Genomic DNA, 19876 nt, shown 5'->3' on the forward strand with positions numbered 1-19876 from the left:
TATTAGGTTGGCGGGATGGATGCTGAGGGGTTGCGGGAGATCGAGCGGGCGCGGTTGCGGGCGTTGGTGGCGGGGGATCGCGAGACGGCGGATCCCTTGCATGCTGAGGATTTTCGGATCGTGACGCCGAGTGGGTTGGGGTGGTCGAAGGAGGAGTATCTCGGGGGGATCGCGAGCGGTTTCATCGACTACCGGCGGTTCGAGGCGGTGTCGGAGATCGAGGTGATGATCGACGGTGGGCTCGGGGTGGTGAAGTACCGGTCGGCGATCGAGATCTCGGTGGACGGGAATCCGGTGGCGGAGCTGTCGGCCTGGCACCTGGATGTCTACCGGGTCGATGTGAACGGTCTGTGGCAGGTGAGGTGGTCCCAGGCGACGGCGGTCGAGTGAGGTCTGTGAGACTTCGGCCGTGACGGTTGCGGAGATGTTGCGGGGGAGTCGGGTGGTGCTGCTCGACTTCGACGGGCCGGTGGCGGATCTGTTCCCGCGCGGGAGTGCGAGCGGGATCGGGGACGCGGCGCGGGAGCCGCTGGTGCGGGCTGGGGTGGAGCTGCCGGAGGACGTACGGCGTACTGCGGAGCATCTGGTGGTGCTGGAGTTCGCGGGGACCTATGCGCCGAGCGTCGTTGAGGATGTCGAGCGGGCGTCGGTGGCGGGGGAGATCGAGGCCGCCGGTACGGCGCCGGTGACCGCCGGCGTGGTGGACTTTCTCGCGGCCTGCGCGGAGACCGGGCGGCCAGTGGTTGTGGTGAGCAACAACTGTGCGCCGTCGATCGTGCAGTGGCTCGAGCGGGCTGGGTTGCAGGATCAGGTGGCGGGGGTCGTCGGGCGGCCGTTCGGGCAGCCGGGGTTGATGAAGCCGAATCCGGCGTTGCTCGACGGGGTGCTGAGCGAGTTGGACGTGCCGGCGGAGAACTGCTTGATGGTGGGGGACTCGGTGAGTGACATCGAGTTCGGGCGCCGGGTGGGGGCGCGGTCGGTGGGGTACGCGAGGTCGGCGGAGCGGGGTGCTCAGCTGGCTGAGGCGGGGGCTGATGCGATCACGGATGACATGGGTCGGCTGGCAGCGGCGCTGCGGGCGGTCGGCTAGGCGGAACGCCTGGCCAGCTGGAGCGGCAGGTGAGCTGGAGCGGCGGGTCAGCTGGAGCGTTCGGCCTCGCTGCGCTCGACGCAGAACTCGTTGCCCTCCGGGTCGAGCATCGTCACCCAGCCCGGGCCCTCCGGCGTCCGGTGGTCCTCGAAGATGCTCGCGCCGAGCGTCAGCAACCGCTCGACCTCCTCGTCCCGCGTCCGCTCGGAAGGCACCCAGTCGAGGTGCACCCGGTTCTTCACCGACTTCCCCTCCGGTACGGCGATGAACAGCAGCCCGGGGATCGGCGCGGGCGCCTCGATCAGCACCTCGTCGTCGCCGGGCTGATCGATCGCCGACACCGGCCAACCGGTCGCCGTACTCCAGAAAACCGCCAGCTGGTAGGGATCGGCGGCGTCGATGGTGAGGTGACGAGGAATCATCGCCTCACCCTAGTCCGCGCTCCCGCAGCCCGCTGAGAATTAGGTCGGCGACCTCGTCGCCCGGCCCGGACGCGTCCACCAGCAGCGCGCCGTACCGGCTGTTGTCCTCGTCGATCGTGGCGGCCCAGCCGAGGATCCGGCGTACGTCGTCCGGTGTCGAGCCGAACGACCCCGGCGCCCGGGTCGCCAGCCGCGCGCGGATGCTCGCATCGTCCAGGCTCAGGCTGACGACCGCGGCGAACAGCTCCCAGATCTCACCCTCGTTGCCGACCGTCCCACAGACGAAACCGAGCCCGGTCGTAGCGGAAGCGAGCCGCCGCACGGTCTCAGGCGGCAACCGGAGCACGTGCTCGGCGTACCAGCGATCATCGGCAGCAGCATCGGGATGGGCGACGAGCTGGTCGCCGCGGTACCAGTGGCTGAGCCGGTCGAGGTCGGTGTCGTACGACGGGAATCCGCGCCGGGCGAGCTCGGCGCCGACCGTCGACTTCCCGGCGCCGGACGGACCGGTGACGTACACAAGAGGCATTGGTTGTCCAAGGCAAGCACTACGGAACGGGCTGGGACGGTTACGTGACGAGGTTGTCGGGGAACTGTGGGGCTGAGGCATCGCCGAACGGGGGCGGGCGGGTCTAGGGTGCCAGGCATCTGGAGTCGGTCAAGGGGAGTGTGTGATGGCGTCTCGGCTCAATCCTTACATCGCGTTCGACGGGCAGGCCCGGGCGGCGATGGAGTTCTACCAGCAGGTCTTCGGGGGCGACCTGACGATCAGCACGTTCGGGGAGTTCGGCGCGACCGACTCGCCGGACGCGGACAAGATCATGCACAGCCAGCTGGAGACCCCGAGCGGGTACACGGTGATGGGCTCCGACGTCCCGCAGGGCATGGAGTACACGCCGGGCACGAACGTGTCGGTGAGCCTGAGCGGTGACGACAGCGATGAGCTGCACGGTTTCTGGGACAAGCTCGCCGACGGCGGCACGGTCTCGGTCCCGCTGGAGAAGCAGATGTGGGGCGACGAGTTCGGCATGTGCGTCGACAAGTTCGGGATCGCCTGGATGGTCAACATCGGCGCTCCGCAGGGCTGATTGAGCACGCTACGGCTGCCGGACGGCCGGCAGGTCCAGTTCTGGGACACGGGCACCGGGCGGTCGGTCGTGTTCTTCTTCCACGGCTGCCCGGACACCCGGCACGCGGCGTTCCCGGGTGCCGCGACCGCCCGCGCGTACGGCGTACGGCTGGTCGCGGTGAACCGTCCCGGGTACGGCGAGTCGGACGCGACGGCGTCGGACCATCTGTCGGTCGCTGACGACGTCGCCGCGGTCGCGGACCAGCTCGAGATCGACCGGTACGCCGTACTCGGGATGTCGATCGGCGGCCCGTACGCCCTGGCCTGCGCCGCCCGGCACCCCGATCGGGTGACGCGGGCTGCGGTCGTGGCCAGCCCGGCGCTCGTGCCCGCGCTCGATCCGCCGTACCACCGCGACGACCTGGCGCCTGAGCAGCAGGAGTTCTTCACCGGCCTCGCTCAGGCGGAGGTCGACGAGTCGGTCGAGCGGATCCGGCCCGACTTCACGGCGTACGTCGAACAGCTCGACCCGGCCGACCCCGACGACGACGCCCTCGCGGCGCGCTGGACGACCGGGCACCCGCCGCTCGACGCGGAGTGGTTCGCCGGGCAGTCGGCGGCCGATCTCGCCGCCGCGGCGCGCGAGGCGCTCGCGAACCCGGCGGGCTACCTCCGCGACGCCGCGATCTCCTTCCGGGACTGGGGTTTCCGGCCTGAGGACGTCACCTGCCCGACCACGGTCTGGCACGGCGTCGCGGACCCGCAGGTGTCGATCCGGAACGCGCGCTGGCTCGCCGAGCACCTGCCCGACGCGCAGCTGGAGCTGCGGTCGTCGGCGCACCTGAGCACGCTGCACAACCACTGGGCCGAGCTGCTCACAGCGCTGCGGTAAATCGGTTCACGTCACCAGGCCGAGCGGGCTAGCGTCGAGGGTGACGATCGGAGACTGAGCATGCACGACGTGTTGCTGGACGCCGTACGGCACAACAGCTGGGCGACGAAGCGGCTGATCGAGTTCTGCCGCGAGCAGGGTTTCAGCGCCGAGCAGCTGGAGGTGACCGGCGTCGGCACGTACGGCGGCATCCTGGCGACGCTCGACCACATCGTGCGCTGCGACGGCAGCTACGTCCGCCGGCTCGCGCAGCAGGAGCTCGACTTCGTGGACAGCTTGGAGCCGGCCGACCTGGATCGGCTCGAAGCGTGGAACGAGGAGTGCCGCGTCGTCTGGGAGGACGTGCTGGCCAAGCCGATCGAGGTCGAGCGGGTGGTGATCGTCGACAACGGGACGCGCGGGACGCGGGCCGGGATCTTCATCGCCCAGGCGCTGAACCACGCCAACCACCACCGCGAGCAGGTGAACGCGATCCTGACCGGCTTCGGCATCGAGCCGCCGGACACCCAGGCGTGGGAGTACGCCTGGGAGACCGGGCGGATCTGGGATCTCTAAAGCAGCTTCCGCGACTCCTGCACCGGAGTCACCGGTACGCCGTTCGCGAACCAGCTGACCAGGTTCTCGACGACGAGCCGGCCCATCGCGTCCCGGGTCGGGATCGTGCCGGAGCCGACGTGCGGCAGCAGGACGGCGTTGTCGAGCTCGAGCAGCCCGGGGTGCACCTCGGGCTCGTGCTCGAAGACGTCCAGGCCGGCGCTCAGGATCGTCCGGGCCTTCAGCGCGTCGACCAGCGCCGCCTCGTCGACGACCGTGCCGCGCGCGACGTTGACCAGGATGCCGTCCGGGCCGAGCGCCTCCAGCACCTCGGCGTTGACCAGGTGCTTGGTCTCGGCGCCGCCCGGGATCACGATCATCAGGATGTCGCTCGCGGCGGCCAGCTCGACCAGGGTCGGGTAGTAGTCGTAGGCAACGTCCTTGCGGTTCCGGTTGTGGTAGGCGACCGAGATGTTGAAGGCGGCGGCCCGGTGCGCGATCGCCTCACCGATCCGGCCGAGGCCGAGGATGCCCATCTTCCGGCCGCTCAACGTTGCCGGGGTCAACGGGTAGGGGCGCTCGGTCCAGCGCCCGTCGCGCAGGTACCGCTCGGCGCGGGACAGCTCGCGGGCCGTCATCAGCAGCAGGCCCATCGCGGTGTCGGCGACCTCGTCGTCCAGGACGCCGGGGGTGTTGGTGACCACGACGCCGCGCTCGGCCGCGGCCGTCGCGTCGATCTTGTCGTAGCCGACGCCGAAACTGGCCACGATCTGCACGTTCGGCAGCTGGTCCAGGTACGCGCCGTCGATCGCCGTACCGCCGTTGGCGATCGCGACGACGTCCTTGCCGCGCTCGGCCAGGACCGCGGCCGGGTCGTCGGCCTCCCAGAGCCGGATCACCTCGAACCCGTCGGCCAGTCCGTCCGGCACCGAGCGGTTCATCGGTCCGGGCATCAGTACCAGCGGGCGGGTCATCGGATCTCCCTGATGTTCACGGCGACTTTGTCAGGGCAAGCCTATTCCGCGGCGCCGGGCGGGGTCAGGATCGGTCCAAGGACCGGCGCGCGAGGCCGGCGGGTCCGGCGTACGGGGCCGGAGAGGAGCCGTTCCATGATCGTTGACTGCGCCCACTACAAGGACGGCCGCCGCCAGCACGTCGGGGCGATGTCGGTCGAGGAGGCGGCCGCGTGCTGCCGGCAGGGCGGGTTCGTGTGGCTCGGCCTGTACGAGCCGACGCCGGAGGAGCTCAGCCAGGCCAGTGAGAGCTTCGGGCTGCACGAGCTGGCCGTCGAGGACGCCCAGACGTTCCACCTGCGCCCGAAGGTCGAGCCGTACGAGGGCGACATCCGGCTCGTCATCCTGCGCACCGCCCGGTACGACGACGCCCGCGAGGAGGTCGACTTCGGCGAGGTGAGCGTGTTCGTCGGGCCGGCCTTCGTGATCACCGTCCGGCAGGGCGCGGCCAGCGAGCTGCACGGCGCCCGGTCACGGCTGGAGCAGCGGCCGGAGCTGCTGGAGAACGGGACGAACGGGGTGCTCTGGGCGATCCTCGACCAGGTGGTGGACAGCTACGGGCCGGTCGTCGCCGAGCTGGAGCGCGACATCGAGCAGGTCGAGCGGACTGTCTTCGCCGGCGCGGTTGCGCCGACCGAGCGGATCTACTTCCTGCGCCGGGAGGTGACCGACTTCTACCGCGCGGTGCACCCGCTGCTCGCCGTACTGGCGACGATCGAGCGTGGTGCCCGGAACACTGACCTGCTGCCCTACTTCCGCGATGTGCACGACCACCTGGTGCTGGTCAACGAGGAGGTCGCGGCCCAGCGCGATCTGCTCGCCACGGTGCTGGAGGCGAACATGGCGGTGATCTCGGTCGAGCAGACCAAGGTCAGCGTGCGGCAGAACGCGACGATCGAGCAGCTGACCATCCTGTCGACGGTGTTCCTGCCGCTGACCTTCGTGACCGGGTTCTTCGGGCAGAACTTCGGCTGGCTGGTCGATCACGTCGGCGGGCGCGGGGCGTTCTTCGGGCTTGGGCTGGGTGGGCTGGCGATTCCGTGCGTGGCGTTGCTGATCTGGTTCAGGCGGCGGCGAACTGGCTGACGCGGTGGGTTCATGTGCGGGTGGTTGGCTGTTCGGCGGAGCGGCGCAGGCTGCCGGAGGCGTTTCCGTTCCCCTCCGGAGGTCCTGATGAAGAAGCTCCTCGTCCTGGCGGTCGTGGCCGTCGCGGCTGTCCCTTCCCTGGCAGCCGCGGCGCCGTCGGCCGTCGTACCGGCTGTTGTCGTCGCTGCTGACCCGCCGTCGTTCGCGGCGACGCCGCTGAAGTCGTTCCCGGCGTTCGACGCCAACCAGGCGGTCGCCGTCGACGCGAAGTACTTCTACGCGGTCAACAACCGCACGATCACCAAGCACGACCGGCGGACCGGTGAGCCGTTGCTGCAGTTCGCCGGCGACACCGACGGCCCGTTCGTGCACCTCGACAGCGGCGCTGTCGTCGGCAGCAAGCTGTACGCCGTGCACTCGAACTACTCCGACTACCCGATGGAGTCGTCGATCGAGATCTTCGACACCCGCACGATGAAGCACGTCGGAACCCACAGCTTCGGCATCGAGCGCGGCTCGCTGACCTGGCTCGACCGGCACGACGGCGCTTGGTGGGCCGGCTTCGCGAACTACGACAACCCGCGCGGCGACGGCTCCGGCGAGCTGTACGGCGAGACGTACAACACCCAGGTCGTGAAGCTGAACGACAACTTCGAGGTGGTCGCCGGGTGGACCATCCCGAAGACGATCCTCGACCGCTTCAAGCCGATGAGCAACTCCGGCGGCTCCTGGGGCCCGGACGGCCGCCTGTGGCTGACCGGCCACGACCTCGGCGAGGCGTACGTGATGACGCTCCCGTTCGCCGGCTCGGAGCTGCGCTGGGTCGCGACCGTCGACCTGCCGGACGTCCAGGGCCAGGGCATCGCGTGGGACCGCTCGACGACGAAGAACCCGATCTTCTGGGCGATCAGCCGGTCCGCGAAGCAGGTCCGCAGCTTCAGTGTGCCGGTGAAGTCGATCGTCGACCCGGGCACGAAGGGGTGGCAGGTCAACGGCCCGGGGTCGTTCCGGCGTTGACATCTGGTGGAGTAGCGGCCGGGAGCTGGCCGCTACTCCCGGGATCGTTGGGTTCATGACCAACACGACCAGCTTCCACGCCGTCCTCTCCTACCGCGACGCCCCCGCCGCCCTGCGCTGGCTGGAGAAAGCCTTCGGTTTCGAGACCACGATGGAGTACCCCGACGAACGCGGCGGCATCATGCACGCCGAGGTCCGCTACGGCTCCGGTGTCGCCTTCACCGTCTTCACCGACGAGGCCGGGTACGACCGGCCGGCCCGCAAGGGGGAGACGACGGGCTCGGGCCTGTACGTCGCCGTCGCCTCGTCGGAGGCGGTCGATGCTGTCCACGAGCTGGCCGCCGCGGCTGGGGCTGAGGTGATCTGGGCGCCTGGGGCGACGGAGTGGGGAAACTACCGCACGCGGATCGTGGACCCGGAGGGGTACGAGTGGACCTTCGGGACGCATGTGCCGGGGCAACCGCAGGCTTGGTGATCGGCGCTGCTCCGGATCGCCGACGCCGGTTCTCCCATGCCGGACCCGCCCGCAACCGGGTCCGGCTAGCCTGCTGCGATGGGTCAGCTCATCGTGCTCCGCGGCAACTCGGGCTCCGGCAAGAGCACGGTCGCGCTGGAGCTGCGGCGCCTGCTCGGTCCGTCCGTCGCGTGGATCGAGCAGGACCACTTCCGCCGGAGCGTCTTCCAGGAGACCACCGAGCCCGACCCGCTCAACGCGCTGGCGATCGAGCAGGTCGCGACCCTCGCGCTCGCGCACGGTCGCCACGCGATCGTCGAGGGCATCATGCCCGTCGTACGGTACGGCGAGATGCTGCGCCGCTTGATCGCCGCGCATCCTGGGCGGGCGTACTGCTACTACTTCGACATCCCCTTCGCGGAAACCACCCGTAGGCACGCGACCCGCTCCAAGTCCACGGCGTTCACCGCGGAGGCGATGCGGGAGTGGTATCTCGAGGAGGATCTGCTCGGCGATCCTCACGAGTCGATCATCGGTGCGTCCAGCAGCCTCGACGAGATCGTCGCGCGGGTTCTGGCGGAGACCGGGCTCAGGCCAGCTGTTTGATGTACTGCCGGCAGACGTGCACGCGCTGGAATTGCTTGCCGAGGGCGGGTTCGTGCTCGATCCATGCGTGGAGGAAACCCGCGCGGGGTGTCAGGTGGTGCGCGGCGTTCGGCGTACAGGCGGCGGCCTCGTCGGGGGTTGACGCGTAGACGTGCAGGTAGCGCATCTGCTCCGTGAAGCCGTGGGCGGCGTACCAGGCGAGGGTGCCTGGGTCGTCGCGGGTCCAGGCGTCTAGCTGGTGGGCTCCGCGGGCGATGAGGCGGCTGGTTGCCTCGGCGAGCAGGGCTTTGGCGATGCCGTGGCGGCGGTGGTCGGGGTGGACGACGATGGTTTCGATGGTGGCGTCGGCGCCGTCGAGGCTTGCGTCGAGGAGGCCGATCACCTCGCGTCCGGTGGTGGCGACGAGGGAGAGACCGCGCGGCGGTTTGCTGGTGGCGACGTCGTCGAAGTATGCGGTGTCGAGGAAGCCGACGACCCGGCAGCGGAGCCAGCTCTGTTCGTCGGCCTCGGCGTAGTCGCGGAGCTGCGTCATTTGAGGGCTTCGATCAACGGGATGGTTCGGGTGACGTCCGGGAGATCGGCCAGCTCGGCTTGCAGCCGTTGGGCCGCTTCGCGGTAGTTGCTTTTGGCAAGCACATCGGTGGTGACTCGGGTGACGTCAGCGGGGGTGAGGGTCACCGGGTCCAGGACCTGGCCGAGTCCCAGCGCGGTGATCCGCTCCGCGTTGTGGGGCTGGTCGGCGCCCAGCGGAAGCAGCAGCGACGGGAGCCCGTGGGTGAGTGCTCCGAGGATGCTCCCGGAGCCGCCGTGGGAGATGACGAGGTCGCAGCGGGGGAGAAGATCGTCCTGGGGGATGAAGCGTTCGACGCGGACGTGCTTCGGCTGCGGGCCCAGCGCGGCGGGGTCGTTGCGTTCGCCGACCGTGACGATCACGGCGGCGGCGACGTCGTACAGGCCGGTGAGGACGCGGCCGAAGAGGTCGTCGGTGTCGGGCTGGAAGACGGTGCCGAGGGTGAAGTAGACGGTCGGATCGTGGGGCTCGGCGACCGGGATGCTGGTGGCGCGGTAGGAGAACGTGTCCGGCGGGAGTGGGTACGACGGGTGCCGGAAGCTCGGGGGGAACGGGGAGAGGGTGAGGCCGCGGTCGAGGAACGTGAGGTCGGGGTCGGGCGGGAGGCCGTGCTCGGCGCGGACTTCGGCCAGCGGTGCGGCCAGGAGGTCCTTGCGGAGAAGGGCGCCTGAGGCCAGCACCAGAATTGTCGTACAGGGGATGCCGAGTTTCTCGGCGGCGACCGCGGCGCCGAAGTCGGCTTCGTCGCGGACGATGACGTGGGGCTTCCAGGCGGAGGCGATCTCGGTGAGCGCGTTCGCGTGCCGGCGGGCGCCGGGCCCGCCGAAGGCGGAGGCGAAGTGCTGCTCCTCGGCTCTTGGGTCGGCAGGTTGCAGCGGCTCAGGCTCGGGCGGCGGCGCGTCGGCGGCGCGCGGCGCGCTGGTTGCGAACGTGGTGAACCCGGCCGCCTCGACGGTGGGCGTCACCTTGCCGGAGCCCGCGACACGAACCTCGTGCCCGGCCGCCTCAGCTGCCTGCGCGACCGGTACGAGTGGACGGAAGTGCCCGATCCCGCCGATGAAGCTGAACAAGATCCGCATCCGGGGCACAGTACCGGCGAACCGGCTGACGGAGCGGCGCCTGCGCGCGACCGCGCCTGCGCCGCCCCGCTGGCGTCCGCGCCGAGCGCCCGGCGTACGGGCTCTTCACCCGGTAGGTTCTGTGGATGGCCCTCAACGACCTGCTGTACGGGATGTACAAGTGGCGACTCCGGCGGCAGCTCGTCGGCAAGCCCCGGCCGCAGCACGTCGGTCTGGTGATGGACGGCAACCGCCGCTGGGCGCGCGGCCAGGGCCACGCGAACCCGAGCGTCGGCCACCGCTACGGCGCGATGCACGTCGAGAACGCGCTCGGCTGGTGCGAGACCGCGGGCGTCCAGCACGTCACCGTCTTCGTCTGCTCGACCGAGAACCTGGTCAAGCGCGGCAACGAAGAAGTCATGTACCTGATGAAGCTCATCGAAGAGGTCGTCACCACGCGCCTCATGGAGCCGGGCGGCCGCTGGCAGGTGCACGTCGCAGGCCTGATCGACCTCCTCCCCGACACCACAGCCCGCTCGCTGAAGCAGGCCGTCGAGGCGACCAAGGACATCAGCACCGGCAACCACGTCACCCTCGCCATCGGGTACGGCGGCCGCCAGGAGCTCGTCGAGGCCGTCCGCTCGCTCCTGGAGTCCGAGGCTCGCGCGGGCAACGACCTCGACTCGCTCGCCGACACCCTCGAGGCCGACGACATCACCAGACACCTCTACACCGCCGGCCAGCCCGACCCGGACCTGATCATCCGCACCAGCGGCGAGCAGCGGATGTCGAACTTCCTGCTCTGGCAGTCGGCGTACTCCGAGCTCTACTTCTGCGACCCGTACTGGCCGGCCTTCCGCGAGATCGACTTCCTCCGCGCCCTGCGCTCGTACGCCGCCCGCCAGCGCCGCCGCGGCGCCTGATCCGGTACCGAACGACAGGAGATGTCCGGCGCTCGAGGGCCCCGGACGACTCGGCTCACGCCCAGAGCGCAACTGGTCGGGCGGGGACCACCTGTCGCTCGGTACAACTCACAGCGTCCCGAGGTCCTCGAAGATCAGCGCGGTCCGCGTCCCGAGCACCTCGGGGATCGCCTGCAGCTTCTCCAGCACGACGCGCCGCAGCCCCTCGTTGTCGGCGGCGCGGACCAGCAGGATCGCGTCGAAGTCGCCGCCGACCAGCGCCATGTGCTTGATCTCCGGGATCGTCTGGAGCTGCTCGCGCAGCGCCCGCCAGGACGACTGGCGGAGACTGAGGGTGACGTACGCCGAGGTCGCGAGCCCGAGCTTGAGCGGGTCGACGGTGGTGGTGAATCCGGTGATCACGCCGGTCGTGGTGAGGCGTTCGACGCGCGCGTAGGCGTTGGCGCGGGAGATGTGCACCTGGTCGGCCAGGGCCCGGATCGAGAGCCGTCCGTCGCGGGTCAGGGCCTCGACGATCTGCCGGTCGAGCTCGTCCAGGGCGGGGGCCACGACCATCTGTCCAGGGCGGCTGGGCTCGACCGCGACTTCCTCGGACATTCTGCTCCCTTCCGGCGCTGACGGAGCTGCCGTTCGTCTCGCAATTCTGCAGGGTCTGGATCCGTTTGGCCAGAAGTATGACGATGAGGCATCAGTCCGTCTCCCTGCAGGAGGGCTCCTATGCCTACCGTCGAGGAGCGTCTGCTCCCGTCCGCCGAGCCCGTCCGGCTGATCGACGAGCACGGCGCCGCGCACCCGCACGCGTCGTACCAGCTGCCGGCCGCGGAGACGCTGACCGACGGTTACGCACAGTTGGTCAAGGGGCGCCGGCTGAACGATCAGGCCAGCGCGCTGGTCCGCCAGGGCCGGCTCGCGGTCTACCCGTCGTCGCACGGCCAGGAGGCCTGCCAGATCGCGGCGACGATGGTGCTCGAGGAGCGCGACTGGCTGTTCCCGACGTACCGCGACACGGTCTCGATCGTGAGCCGCGGCGTCGACCCGATCGAGACGCTGACGCTGCTGCGCGGCGACTGGCACTCCGGGTACGACCCGTACGAGCACAACGTCGCGCCGCAGTCGACGCCGCTGGCGACCCAGCTCCTGCACGCGGTCGGCGTCGCGCACGCGGCCCGGCTGAAGGGCGAGGACACCGTCGTGATGGCGCTGGTCGGCGACGGCGGCACCAGCGAGGGCGACTTCCACGAGGCGCTGAACTTCGCCGCGGTCTGGCACGCGCCGGTGGTCTTCTTCATCCAGAACAACGAGTACGCGATCTCGGTCCCGCTCGCCAAGCAGACCGCCGCGCCGTCGCTGGCGCACAAGGGCATCGGGTACGGCGTACCGGGCGAGCGGGCCGATGGCAACGATCTCGCCGGGCTGCTCGCCGTACTGGGATCGGCGGTCGCGAAGGCGCGCGCAGGCGAGGGACCGCAGCTGGTCGAGGCCCACACGTACCGGGTGCAGGCGCACACCAACGCCGACGACGCGTCGCGCTACCGCGAGGACGCGGAGGTCACGCCGTGGCTGGAGCGCGATCCGATCAAGCGGCTCGATGCCTATCTGAGCGAGGCCGGGCTGCTCGACGACGCCCGCCGGGAGGCCGCTGCGACGGCCGCGGCCGAGGCGGCGGAGTACATGCGGGTCGGGCTGATGGAGGACGTGTCGCCGGATCCGGCGGAGCTGTTCCAGCACCTGTACACGGTTCAGACGCCGCAGCTGCGCGAGCAGGCCGCGTTCCTGGCCGACGAACTGGCTCGTGAGGAGGCCTGAGATGACGCACGTGAAGCTGTCGATGGCGCAGGCCCTGAACCAGGCGCTGCGCGACGCGATGCGGGCCGACGACACCGTGCTGATGTTCGGCGAGGACGTCGGCGCGCTCGGCGGTGTGTTCCGGGTGACCGACGGGCTGACCGCCGAGTTCGGCGAGAGCCGCTGCTTCGACACCCCGCTGGCCGAGTCCGGGATCGTCGGGACCGCGATCGGGATGGCGATGAACGGAATGCGGCCGGTCGTCGAGATGCAGTTCGACGCGTTCGGCTACCCGGCGTTCGAGCAGGTCGTCAGCCACGTCGCGAAGATGCGGAACCGGACCCGCGGTCGGGTCACGCTGCCCATGGTCATCCGGATGCCGTACGCCGGGGGCATCGGCGGCGTCGAGCACCACTGCGACTCGTCCGAGTCGTACTACGTGAACACGCCCGGGCTGACGGTCGTCGCGCCGTCGACGGTCTCGGACGCGTACTGGTTGCTGCGGAAGGCGATCGAGTTCCCCGACCCGGTGATCTTCATGGAGCCCAAGAAGCTGTACTGGGCCAAGGAGGAGATCGACCTCGGCGTCGCCGAACCCGGCATCGGCCAGGCCGTTGTACGCCGGGAGGGGACCGACGCGACGCTGATCGCGTACGGGCCTTCGGTGCCGATCGCCCTCGAGGCTGCGGAGGCTGCGGCTGCGGAGGGGCGGTCGCTGGAGGTCGTGGACCTGCGCTCGCTGGTGCCCTTCGACGACGAGACCGTCTGCGCTGCCGTACGGCGTACCGGCCGGGCTGTTGTCGTCGCCGAGGCGTCCGGCTTCGCATCGGTCTCGTCGGAGATCGTCGCCCGCGTCACCGAACGCTGCTTCCACTCGCTCGCGGCACCGATCCGCCGGGTGACCGGCTTCGACATCCCCTTCCCGCCGCCCCACCTGGAGCGCCACCAGCTCCCGTCGGTCGACCGCATCCTCGACGCCGTCGACGACCTCCAGTGGGAGGACTCGTGAACACGTTCCTGCTGCCGGACCTCGGCGAGGGCCTGACCGAGGCAGAGATCGTCCGCTGGCTGGTCGCGGTCGGCGACGTGATCGCGGTGGACTCCCCGATCGCCGAGGTCGAGACGGCCAAGTCGCTGGTGGAGGTGCCGTCGCCGTACGCGGGGGTCGTCACCGAGCTGCACGGCGCCGAGGGGACGACTGTCCCCGTCGGGAAGCCGCTGATCACCATCGGCTCGACTGACGGCGAGGCGTACCGCGAGGAGGAGAAGGCCGGGTCGGGCAATGTGCTGATCGGCTACGGGACGCCGGAGAGCGCCGGGACGGGGCGGCGCCGCAAGCCGCGGGTGAACGGTCGGGTTGCTGTCGCTGAGCGAGTTGCCGCAGCGCCTGCTGCCCCCGCCCCTGCTGCGGTCCCCGCCGCGCCTGCTGCCGTCCCCGCTCCTGCAGTTGCCCGAGCGGTCCCGCTGGTGATCTCACCTCTCGTCCGCCGAATCGCCAACGACGCCGGCCTCGACCTCCGCACCATCGAGGGCTCCGGCGCAGGCGGCCTCATCGTCCGCCGCGACGTGGAGTCGGCAATCGCCACCCTCGCGACCGCCACCGACGCGACCGCCACCGACGCGACCGCCACCGACGCGACCGCCACCGACGCGACCACCGCCTCCTCGGCGGGCGCGCTCGCGGCCGGCTCCGCCGCCACCCGCGCGACCTCCGCTCATCCGACCCCCTCCTCTCTTTCCCCCGGCGCAGCGGCCTCAGCCACAAGCGACGTACTCGCCGGCCTCTCGCCTTCCTCAGCCACAGACTCGCGAACCGGCCTCCCCGAGCTCCGCCGTACGACGATGAACGCCTTCCGCAAAACCGTCGCCACGACCCTCAGTAGAAGCCGCGCCGAGATCCCCGAAGCAACCACCTGGGTGGATGTCGACGCAACAGCCTTGATCGACCTCCGCGCCTCCCTCCGCACAGCGACCGACCAAGGCCCAGGCCTCCTCGCCCTCATGGCCCGCTTCGTCATCGCCGGCCTCAGGAAGCACCCCGAGCTGAACGGCTACGTCGACGGCGACGACCTGGTCCAGTACGACGGCGTCAACCTCGGCCTGGCCGCCCAGACCGACCGCGGCCTGCTGGTCCCCGCCGTACCGAACGCCCACACCCTCACCACCCGCGAGCTCGACACCGAGATCCGCCGCCTCACCACCGCCGCCCGCGAAGGCAAGCTCACCAACCACGAGCTCACCTCGGGAAGCTTCACCCTCAACAACTACGGCAGCTTCGGCGTCGACGGCAGCGCCGCGATCATCAACCACCCGCAGGTCGCGATCCTCGGTGTAGGCCGCATCATCGACCGCCCCTGGGTCGTTGACGGCGAGCTGGCGGTCCGCAAACTCACCCAGCTGTCCCTGGTCTTCGACCACCGAGTCTGCGACGGCGGTACGGCGGCCGCGTTCCTCCGCTTCGTCGCCGACGCGTTCGAAAACCCGGCATCAGCCTTCGCCGACCTCTAGCCAGGCGCGGGCTGCCCCTCGAGGTCGGCCCGCGCCCTAGGAAAGCCGCCGCGGCCGCAACCCGACCAGAATCACCCGAAGCCCCGTACTGAACCGCGTGGCCGGCCCGGTCGGCGCATCCGCCGACAGGTACGCGCTGAGCGTCGCCGGCGCAATCCCCAAGTGGTCCCCGGCCGCCTCAGCCCACTGCTGATCAGCAAGCCCGCTCCGCTGAATCGTCGTGTGCCAAGCCGCATCAGTAACCGCGGCCCCGATCACGTAATGAAAAACAGCCGACACCGCCGCATCAAGATGCACCCCCTTGAACCCGGCCCCAGCCAGAATCTCCACCAGCTGCTCGGTGAACGACTGGTAATTCGGCCCAAGCCCAGCATGTGACGCCAGCAGCTGAGTAGCCCAGGGATGCCGAGCAAACACCTCGTACGCCGCCAGCCCGAGCACCCCAAGCTGATCCCGCCAGTCCCCGGCGTCCTCGGTCGGCACGAGCGCCTCGGCGAGGATCTCGTCGACGGCCAGCTCGAGCAGGTCGTTCTTGTTCGCGACGCGCCAATAGAGGGCGGAGGTCGCGGCGGTACCGAGCTCGACGGCGACGCGACGCATCGAGAGCCCGTCCAGGCCCTCCTTGTCGAGGAGCTGGATCGCCGCGTCGACGATGTCCTGCCTGGTCAGCGGGGCCTTGGTGCTCTCCGGCTCGGCGCGGAGCCAGACCGAGCCCAGGATCGTCTTCGCATCAGCTTCACGTGCCACCGCGACAGACTAATACGCCGTACCAGGCTCTGGTACGGCGTATCAGTAGCGTGTCGGCCGGCTGTCGAGTCGGCCTGCCGTTGGGCTGACTAGTTGTTGATCTGCGTCGTCAACGCCGAGGCGTACGTCGCGACCTCCGCGTACACGCCCGGGTTGCCGGCGTCGGCGCAGCCGATGCCCCAGGAGACGACGCCGAAGAGGCGGCCGTTCAGGACCAGCGGGCCGCCGGAGTCGCCCTGGCAGGAGTCCTTGCCGCCGGCCTTGTAGCCGGCGCAGATCTCGCCGTTGGCCACGTAGCCTTCGCTGGCGTAGACCTGACGGCAGTAGGAGTCGCCGAGCACAGGGACGGTCACCTTCTGAAAGGTGTCGGCGGGGCCGGTGCCCTCGGTGTCGCCGTACCCGTAGACCACGGACTGCGCGCCGACTGCGTCCGCGGCGCGGCTGGTCTCCAGCGGCAGCGTGGCGACGCCGGTGAACGGTGTGGCCAGCGTCAGTACGGCGACGTCGTGACCCGGCTGGCGGCCGTACTGCGGGTCCTTCCAGATCTTGGAGATCTTCGAGGTCTTGCCGGCCGTGGTGTTCAGCCGGTCGCGGCCCTGGATCGCGGTGTAGGTGCTGATCGGGTTGCCGACGCAGTGCGCGGCAGTGACGATCTTGTTGGCCTTCACCAGCGTGGCGCCGCAGTACTGGCCGCTGGGGACGGGGGAGCGGCTGTTGTTCAACGCGATCGCCCAGGGGGCCTGGGCGGTGCTCGCGATGGTGCCGCCGACGATGTTGGTACCAGGCGCGACACGGGCCTCGGCCACGCTGGCCGCACCGGCCGACGCGGCGGCGACCATGACCGCGACCATCACCGCACGGGTGAACTTGAGCTTTCCTGACATGCTCACACTCCAGATGTCATCGGCCGCTCGGGCGGATGCGGCCTCTGACCGAGAAGAGTCGTCCCAGCACGGTGCGTGAGGCAAGCGATTGCTTCGGCACATCCGTGACGGGTCAGTCCTGTGCCGCCAACCGCCGTCCCCGCAAGGGAAAACCTCTGCCCAGCAGTCGAAAACCACGATCGAACGGCCCGTTGTACGGCGGCAATCCCGCATCGCGGGCGCCCGACGTCAGCCGACGCCGGGCCTCCTCGCCCCAGCTCACATGGCGGCACCGGGCTCCTCGCCCCAACTCACACGGCGGGTAATCTTCGCGCGCCGCCGCCGCCGCCGCCGCCGCCGCCGCCGGACGGGCCGGCCCGGCAGGCGACGGCCGAGTCGCTTCGTCTAGCTCACACGGCGGCAGCCGGTGGCCGAGCCGTTTCGCCCGGCTCACACGGCGTTGAACTCGTCCGGGTGCGGCCCCGTGCGCTCGTCGCGCTCCAGTTTGTTGAGCTCGGCGATGTCCGCGTCGGTCAGCTCGAAGCCGAAGACGTCCAGGTTCTCCGCGATTCGCGACGGTGTCACAGACTTCGGGATCACCACGTTCCCCAGCTGCAGGTGCCACCGCAGCACGACCTGCGCCGCGCTCCGCCCGAGCCGCTCGGCGATCACCTGAATGCTCGGCTCCCCGAGCAGCGAGCCGCCCTTGGCCAGCGGGCTCCACGCCTCGGTGACGATCCCGTGCTCCTCGTCGTACTCGCGCACCGCCGCCTGCTGCAGGTACGGATGCAGCTCGACCTGGTTCACCGCCGGCACGATCGACGCCGACTCGGCGAGCTTCTCGAGATGCGCAGGCTGGAAGTTCGAAACCCCGATCGCCCGGACGACCCCGTCGGCGGTCAGCTTCTCCAGCGCACGCCAGCTCTCGACGTACTTGCCGAGCGCCGGAGCCGGCCAGTGGATCAGGTACAGGTCGACGTACTCGAGCCCGAGCAGCTTCCGGCTCCGCTCGAAGGCCGCGAGGGTCTCCTCGTATCCCTGGTCGGCGTTCCACAGCTTGGTGGTGACGAACAGCTCGGAGCGCTCGATGCCGGAGGCGGCCAGGGCCTTCGCGACGCCCGGCTCGTTCTGGTACGCCGTGGCGGTGTCGATGCTGCGGTACCCGGCGTCGAGGGCGGCGCTGACCGCGGCCGTGGTCTCGGCGTCCGGCACCTGGAAGACGCCGAAGCCGAGCTGCGGCATCTCGACGCCGTTGTTCAAGGTGACCGTGGGGATCTCGGCTGGCATGGCTTTTCTGCTCCCTGTCGGTAGTCTGTTGGTTAATACCCGCGTCCGCGATAGTTGCACACGCGGGCTATTGCCTCATGAAACCATCTGTCGCCGACGGAATCAAATGCCGGGCGTGTGAGGAGGAGCTGTGGGACTACCGGACGACGCCGCCGAGGCTCGCGCGCAGGGCTGGCGCACGCTCGCGGCGCTGCACGCGCGGATCGAGGACGAGCTGGAGCGGGTGCTGAACAAGCAGCACGGGCTCTCGGTGAGTGAGTACAGCGTGCTCGACGTTCTCGCCCGGCAGGACGACTACCACCTGCGGATGAACCAGTTGTCCAGCGCCGTGGTGCTCAGCCAGTCCGCGACGACGCGCCTGGTGAACCGCCTGGAGGACCGGCAGCTGCTCTCGCGGTACCTCTGCCCGACGGATCGGCGCGGGATCTACACCGAGGTCACGCAGGCGGGCCGCGATCTGCTCGCCCAGGCTCAGCCGACCCACGACGCCGTCCTGTTCGCCGCACTGCGGAAGGCGGCGGAGCTGCCCGAGCAGGCGCCGTTGGTGAAGGCGCTGGCCGAGGTCGTCACGCCGGTCTGACCGCCGACCTGTGGGTTAGCTGAAGAAGCCCTTGCTTTCCTGGGGTTCCCGGTCCCGGGCGGCCAGGATCGGGGCATGGGCGAAATCAGCGAACGCGCCGCGATCCGGCGGCTGAACGACCGGCTCGGGTTCGGGCCGGTGAGCGGTGCGCCGACGACCGGGTTCGACGCGACGGTCGCGCGGTTGCTCGGGCCACCGGTGGTGGCTGTGGTGCCGCCGCCCGGGCTGACGCCACCGACCGCGGAGAAGGACCCGGACAAGGAGAAGGACAAGGCCGCGAAGAAGGCGGCGAACAAGCTGCGCGCCGCGCAGGAGCTGCGGCTGACCAGTTGGTGGCTCGACCGGATGGTCAGCGAGCCGACGGCGACCGAGCGGCTGACCTGGTTCTGGCACGGGCACTTCGCGACCAGCAACCAGAAGGTCCGCAACGCGCAGCTGATGTTCACCCAGAACCAGGCGTTCCGGGCGCACGCGCTCGGGCGGTTCGGCGACCTGGCCCGCGCGATGGTGGTCGACCCCGCGATGATCCGCTGGCTCGACGGCAACGCCAACGGCAAAGGTTCCCCGAACGAGAACCTCGGCCGCGAGTTCCTCGAGCTGTTCACCCTCGGCATCGGGCACTACAGCGAGGTCGACGTCTTCGAGGGCGCCCGCTGCCTGACCGGCTGGACGATCAAGCGTGGCGCGACCCAGGCGCGGTTCGTCGCCGCCCGGCACGACGGGGACGCCAAGACGCTCTTCGGCAAGACGGGCGCGTACGACGCACGCGGCTTCGCCGACCTGGCCGTCGCGCAGGCTGCGTCCGCACCGTTCGTGATCGGGCGGCTGTGGTTCCGGCTGGTGTCGGCGACACCGCCGTCCGCGGACGCCGTGCGGCGATTGACCGCAGCGTACGGGAGTGAGCGCGACGTTCGGGCGCTCCTGCGTGCGATGACGGCCGAGGCCGCGTTCGTGGACAGCGCTTCGGCGTTGGTGAAGCAGCCGGTGGAGTGGGCGGTCGGGCTGCTGCGGGCGTTGCGGTTGCAGCCGGCGCGGCTGGACGAGAAGACGCGGATGAAGCTGATCGCAGGGTTGCGGGGGATGGGGCAGGTGCCGTTCCGGCCGCCGAGTGTGGGCGGGTGGCCGTCCGGTGGGAGCTGGCTGACGACCTCCGCGGGCGTGACGCGGCTGCAGGTGGCGCAGCTGTTGACCCACGCGGCCGACCTGGATGCCGTGGCATCGGCGCGAGACAAGCCGGCCGCCGTACAGGGTCTGCTGGGGGTGGACGGGTGGTCCACCCGGACGAAGGCGGCGCTGGCCGCCGTGAAGGATCCCGCGCAGCTGACGGCGGTCGCCGCCTGCGCTCCCGAGTACGTCGTGAGCGGCTGAGGA

Annotated in this window: 24 protein-coding genes; 15 read left to right on the forward strand and 9 right to left on the reverse strand. The window is 70.1% G+C overall.

What is annotated here, in order from left to right:
• Positions 1-15 precede the first annotated feature (15 nt).
• On the forward strand, positions 16-390 hold the full coding sequence (locus AB0M01_RS20430; protein WP_363671644.1) for a nuclear transport factor 2 family protein: 375 nt from the start codon (positions 16-18) through the stop codon (positions 388-390).
• A 19-nt stretch (positions 391-409) separates the two neighbouring features.
• Positions 410-1090, forward strand: a complete 681-nt coding sequence (locus tag AB0M01_RS20435) for an HAD-IA family hydrolase (protein WP_363671647.1) — start codon at positions 410-412, stop codon at positions 1088-1090.
• 47 nt (positions 1091-1137) lie between these two features.
• On the opposite strand, the gene AB0M01_RS20440 is transcribed toward AB0M01_RS20435, so the two are convergent.
• Together AB0M01_RS20440 and AB0M01_RS20445 are read right to left on the reverse strand one after the other, a co-directional pair.
• Positions 1138-1512 (reverse strand): VOC family protein, encoded by a 375-nt coding sequence (locus tag AB0M01_RS20440; protein ID WP_363671649.1) that lies wholly within the window; start codon positions 1510-1512, stop codon positions 1138-1140.
• 4 nt (positions 1513-1516) lie between these two features.
• Entirely contained in the window at positions 1517-2041 is a 525-nt protein-coding gene (locus AB0M01_RS20445) for a hypothetical protein (RefSeq protein ID WP_363671651.1), read from the reverse strand.
• A gap of 145 nt (positions 2042-2186) precedes the next feature.
• On the opposite strand from AB0M01_RS20445, the gene AB0M01_RS20450 reads away from it, so the two are divergent.
• The 3 genes from AB0M01_RS20450 to AB0M01_RS20460 are packed head-to-tail and all read left to right on the forward strand — an operon-like array spanning position 2187 to position 4028.
• Complete coding sequence (locus AB0M01_RS20450; protein WP_363671653.1) at positions 2187-2600, forward strand: VOC family protein; 414 nt, start codon at positions 2187-2189, stop codon at positions 2598-2600.
• The gene (locus tag AB0M01_RS20455) at positions 2601-3473 is read left to right on the forward strand and encodes an alpha/beta hydrolase (RefSeq protein WP_363671656.1); all 873 of its coding nucleotides are present in this window, start codon (positions 2601-2603) and stop codon (positions 3471-3473) included.
• 60 nt (positions 3474-3533) lie between these two features.
• Positions 3534-4028: a DinB family protein gene (locus AB0M01_RS20460; RefSeq protein WP_363671658.1), complete on the forward strand. Its 495-nt coding sequence runs from the start codon at positions 3534-3536 to the stop codon at positions 4026-4028.
• On the opposite strand, the gene AB0M01_RS20465 is transcribed toward AB0M01_RS20460, so the two are convergent.
• Positions 4025-4981 carry a 2-hydroxyacid dehydrogenase gene (locus AB0M01_RS20465; RefSeq protein WP_363671660.1) on the reverse strand — a complete coding sequence of 319 codons (957 nt, stop codon included), beginning with the start codon at positions 4979-4981 and terminating at the stop codon, positions 4025-4027. The two genes, AB0M01_RS20460 and AB0M01_RS20465, sit on opposite strands and share 4 nt — an antisense overlap.
• A gap of 135 nt (positions 4982-5116) precedes the next feature.
• Here AB0M01_RS20465 and AB0M01_RS20470 point away from each other — a divergent pair, with 135 nt between their 5' ends.
• The 4 genes from AB0M01_RS20470 to AB0M01_RS20485 all read left to right on the forward strand — a co-directional run bounded on the left by AB0M01_RS20470 (position 5117) and on the right by AB0M01_RS20485 (position 8183).
• Positions 5117-6106 (forward strand): magnesium and cobalt transport protein CorA, encoded by a 990-nt coding sequence (locus AB0M01_RS20470; protein WP_363671662.1) that lies wholly within the window; start codon positions 5117-5119, stop codon positions 6104-6106.
• An 87-nt stretch (positions 6107-6193) separates the two neighbouring features.
• Positions 6194-7123: a hypothetical protein gene (locus AB0M01_RS20475; protein WP_363671664.1), complete on the forward strand. Its 930-nt coding sequence runs from the start codon at positions 6194-6196 to the stop codon at positions 7121-7123.
• A gap of 55 nt (positions 7124-7178) precedes the next feature.
• On the forward strand, positions 7179-7598 hold the full coding sequence (locus AB0M01_RS20480; RefSeq protein ID WP_363671666.1) for a VOC family protein: 420 nt from the start codon (positions 7179-7181) through the stop codon (positions 7596-7598).
• 78 nt (positions 7599-7676) lie between these two features.
• Positions 7677-8183 carry an AAA family ATPase gene (locus tag AB0M01_RS20485; protein WP_363671669.1) on the forward strand — a complete coding sequence of 169 codons (507 nt, stop codon included), beginning with the start codon at positions 7677-7679 and terminating at the stop codon, positions 8181-8183.
• Here AB0M01_RS20485 and AB0M01_RS20490 read toward each other — a convergent pair.
• Together AB0M01_RS20490 and AB0M01_RS20495 are read right to left on the reverse strand one after the other, a co-directional pair.
• Positions 8167-8715 carry a GNAT family N-acetyltransferase gene (locus tag AB0M01_RS20490; RefSeq protein ID WP_363671671.1) on the reverse strand — a complete coding sequence of 183 codons (549 nt, stop codon included), beginning with the start codon at positions 8713-8715 and terminating at the stop codon, positions 8167-8169. The two genes, AB0M01_RS20485 and AB0M01_RS20490, sit on opposite strands and share 17 nt — an antisense overlap.
• On the reverse strand, positions 8712-9833 hold the full coding sequence (locus AB0M01_RS20495) for a glycosyltransferase (RefSeq protein ID WP_363671673.1): 1122 nt from the start codon (positions 9831-9833) through the stop codon (positions 8712-8714). Before AB0M01_RS20495 ends, AB0M01_RS20490 begins: the two co-directional genes overlap by 4 nt.
• A 125-nt stretch (positions 9834-9958) precedes the next feature.
• On the opposite strand from AB0M01_RS20495, the gene uppS reads away from it, so the two are divergent.
• Entirely contained in the window at positions 9959-10735 is a 777-nt protein-coding gene (gene uppS / locus AB0M01_RS20500) for a polyprenyl diphosphate synthase (RefSeq protein ID WP_363671675.1), read from the forward strand.
• A 108-nt stretch (positions 10736-10843) separates the two neighbouring features.
• On the opposite strand, the gene AB0M01_RS20505 is transcribed toward uppS, so the two are convergent.
• On the reverse strand, positions 10844-11332 hold the full coding sequence (locus AB0M01_RS20505; RefSeq protein WP_363671677.1) for an Lrp/AsnC family transcriptional regulator: 489 nt from the start codon (positions 11330-11332) through the stop codon (positions 10844-10846).
• A 120-nt stretch (positions 11333-11452) separates the two neighbouring features.
• Between AB0M01_RS20505 and AB0M01_RS20510 the strand changes: the two genes are divergently transcribed.
• The 3 genes from AB0M01_RS20510 to AB0M01_RS20520 are packed head-to-tail and all read left to right on the forward strand — an operon-like array spanning position 11453 to position 15028.
• Entirely contained in the window at positions 11453-12541 is a 1089-nt protein-coding gene (locus tag AB0M01_RS20510; protein WP_363671679.1) for a thiamine pyrophosphate-dependent enzyme, read from the forward strand.
• 1 nt (position 12542) lies between these two features.
• Positions 12543-13529, forward strand: a complete 987-nt coding sequence (locus AB0M01_RS20515; RefSeq protein WP_363671681.1) for an alpha-ketoacid dehydrogenase subunit beta — start codon at positions 12543-12545, stop codon at positions 13527-13529.
• Entirely contained in the window at positions 13526-15028 is a 1503-nt protein-coding gene (locus AB0M01_RS20520; RefSeq protein ID WP_363671683.1) for a dihydrolipoamide acetyltransferase family protein, read from the forward strand. The genes AB0M01_RS20515 and AB0M01_RS20520 overlap by 4 nt, the downstream gene beginning before the upstream one ends.
• Positions 15029-15064: 36 nt before the next feature.
• Here AB0M01_RS20520 and AB0M01_RS20525 read toward each other — a convergent pair whose 3' ends face one another.
• From AB0M01_RS20525 to AB0M01_RS20535, 3 genes are all read right to left on the reverse strand, one after another.
• Entirely contained in the window at positions 15065-15775 is a 711-nt protein-coding gene (locus AB0M01_RS20525) for a TetR/AcrR family transcriptional regulator C-terminal domain-containing protein (protein WP_363671685.1), read from the reverse strand.
• Between the two features lie 89 nt (positions 15776-15864).
• Positions 15865-16659 carry a serine protease gene (locus AB0M01_RS20530; protein ID WP_363671687.1) on the reverse strand — a complete coding sequence of 265 codons (795 nt, stop codon included), beginning with the start codon at positions 16657-16659 and terminating at the stop codon, positions 15865-15867.
• Positions 16660-17088: 429 nt separating this feature from the next.
• Positions 17089-17925: an aldo/keto reductase gene (locus AB0M01_RS20535; RefSeq protein WP_363671689.1), complete on the reverse strand. Its 837-nt coding sequence runs from the start codon at positions 17923-17925 to the stop codon at positions 17089-17091.
• Positions 17926-18055: 130 nt separating this feature from the next.
• On the opposite strand from AB0M01_RS20535, the gene AB0M01_RS20540 reads away from it, so the two are divergent.
• Both AB0M01_RS20540 and AB0M01_RS20545 read left to right on the forward strand, forming a co-directional pair.
• A complete protein-coding gene (locus AB0M01_RS20540; protein WP_363671691.1) occupies positions 18056-18505 on the forward strand; it encodes a MarR family transcriptional regulator in 450 nt (149 codons plus the stop codon).
• 75 nt (positions 18506-18580) lie between these two features.
• A complete protein-coding gene (locus tag AB0M01_RS20545; RefSeq protein WP_363671693.1) occupies positions 18581-19873 on the forward strand; it encodes a DUF1800 domain-containing protein in 1293 nt (430 codons plus the stop codon).
• Positions 19874-19876 lie beyond the last annotated feature (3 nt).

It is taken from the genome of Kribbella sp. NPDC051770 (assembly GCF_040681455.1).
Lineage (GTDB): Bacteria > Actinomycetota > Actinomycetes > Propionibacteriales > Kribbellaceae > Kribbella.

Bases quoted from the DNA above. Each gene is read 5' to 3' on its own strand.
- AB0M01_RS20430 (WP_363671644.1), top strand. From the start codon at position 16: ATGGATGCTGAGGGGTTGCGGGAGATCGAGCGGGCGCGGTTGCGGGCG.
- AB0M01_RS20440 (WP_363671649.1), bottom strand. From the start codon at position 1,512: ATGATTCCTCGTCACCTCACCATCGACGCCGCCGATCCCTACCAGCTG.
- AB0M01_RS20445 (WP_363671651.1), bottom strand. From the start codon at position 2,041: ATGCCTCTTGTGTACGTCACCGGTCCGTCCGGCGCCGGGAAGTCGACG.
- AB0M01_RS20450 (WP_363671653.1), top strand. From the start codon at position 2,187: ATGGCGTCTCGGCTCAATCCTTACATCGCGTTCGACGGGCAGGCCCGG.
- AB0M01_RS20460 (WP_363671658.1), top strand. From the start codon at position 3,534: ATGCACGACGTGTTGCTGGACGCCGTACGGCACAACAGCTGGGCGACG.
- AB0M01_RS20465 (WP_363671660.1), bottom strand. From the start codon at position 4,981: ATGACCCGCCCGCTGGTACTGATGCCCGGACCGATGAACCGCTCGGTG.
- AB0M01_RS20470 (WP_363671662.1), top strand. From the start codon at position 5,117: ATGATCGTTGACTGCGCCCACTACAAGGACGGCCGCCGCCAGCACGTC.
- AB0M01_RS20475 (WP_363671664.1), top strand. From the start codon at position 6,194: ATGAAGAAGCTCCTCGTCCTGGCGGTCGTGGCCGTCGCGGCTGTCCCT.
- AB0M01_RS20480 (WP_363671666.1), top strand. From the start codon at position 7,179: ATGACCAACACGACCAGCTTCCACGCCGTCCTCTCCTACCGCGACGCC.
- AB0M01_RS20485 (WP_363671669.1), top strand. From the start codon at position 7,677: ATGGGTCAGCTCATCGTGCTCCGCGGCAACTCGGGCTCCGGCAAGAGC.
- AB0M01_RS20490 (WP_363671671.1), bottom strand. From the start codon at position 8,715: ATGACGCAGCTCCGCGACTACGCCGAGGCCGACGAACAGAGCTGGCTC.
- AB0M01_RS20495 (WP_363671673.1), bottom strand. From the start codon at position 9,833: ATGCGGATCTTGTTCAGCTTCATCGGCGGGATCGGGCACTTCCGTCCA.
- uppS (WP_363671675.1), top strand. From the start codon at position 9,959: ATGGCCCTCAACGACCTGCTGTACGGGATGTACAAGTGGCGACTCCGG.
- AB0M01_RS20505 (WP_363671677.1), bottom strand. From the start codon at position 11,332: ATGTCCGAGGAAGTCGCGGTCGAGCCCAGCCGCCCTGGACAGATGGTC.
- AB0M01_RS20510 (WP_363671679.1), top strand. From the start codon at position 11,453: ATGCCTACCGTCGAGGAGCGTCTGCTCCCGTCCGCCGAGCCCGTCCGG.
- AB0M01_RS20515 (WP_363671681.1), top strand. From the start codon at position 12,543: ATGACGCACGTGAAGCTGTCGATGGCGCAGGCCCTGAACCAGGCGCTG.
- AB0M01_RS20530 (WP_363671687.1), bottom strand. From the start codon at position 16,659: ATGTCAGGAAAGCTCAAGTTCACCCGTGCGGTGATGGTCGCGGTCATG.
- AB0M01_RS20535 (WP_363671689.1), bottom strand. From the start codon at position 17,925: ATGCCAGCCGAGATCCCCACGGTCACCTTGAACAACGGCGTCGAGATG.
- AB0M01_RS20545 (WP_363671693.1), top strand. From the start codon at position 18,581: ATGGGCGAAATCAGCGAACGCGCCGCGATCCGGCGGCTGAACGACCGG.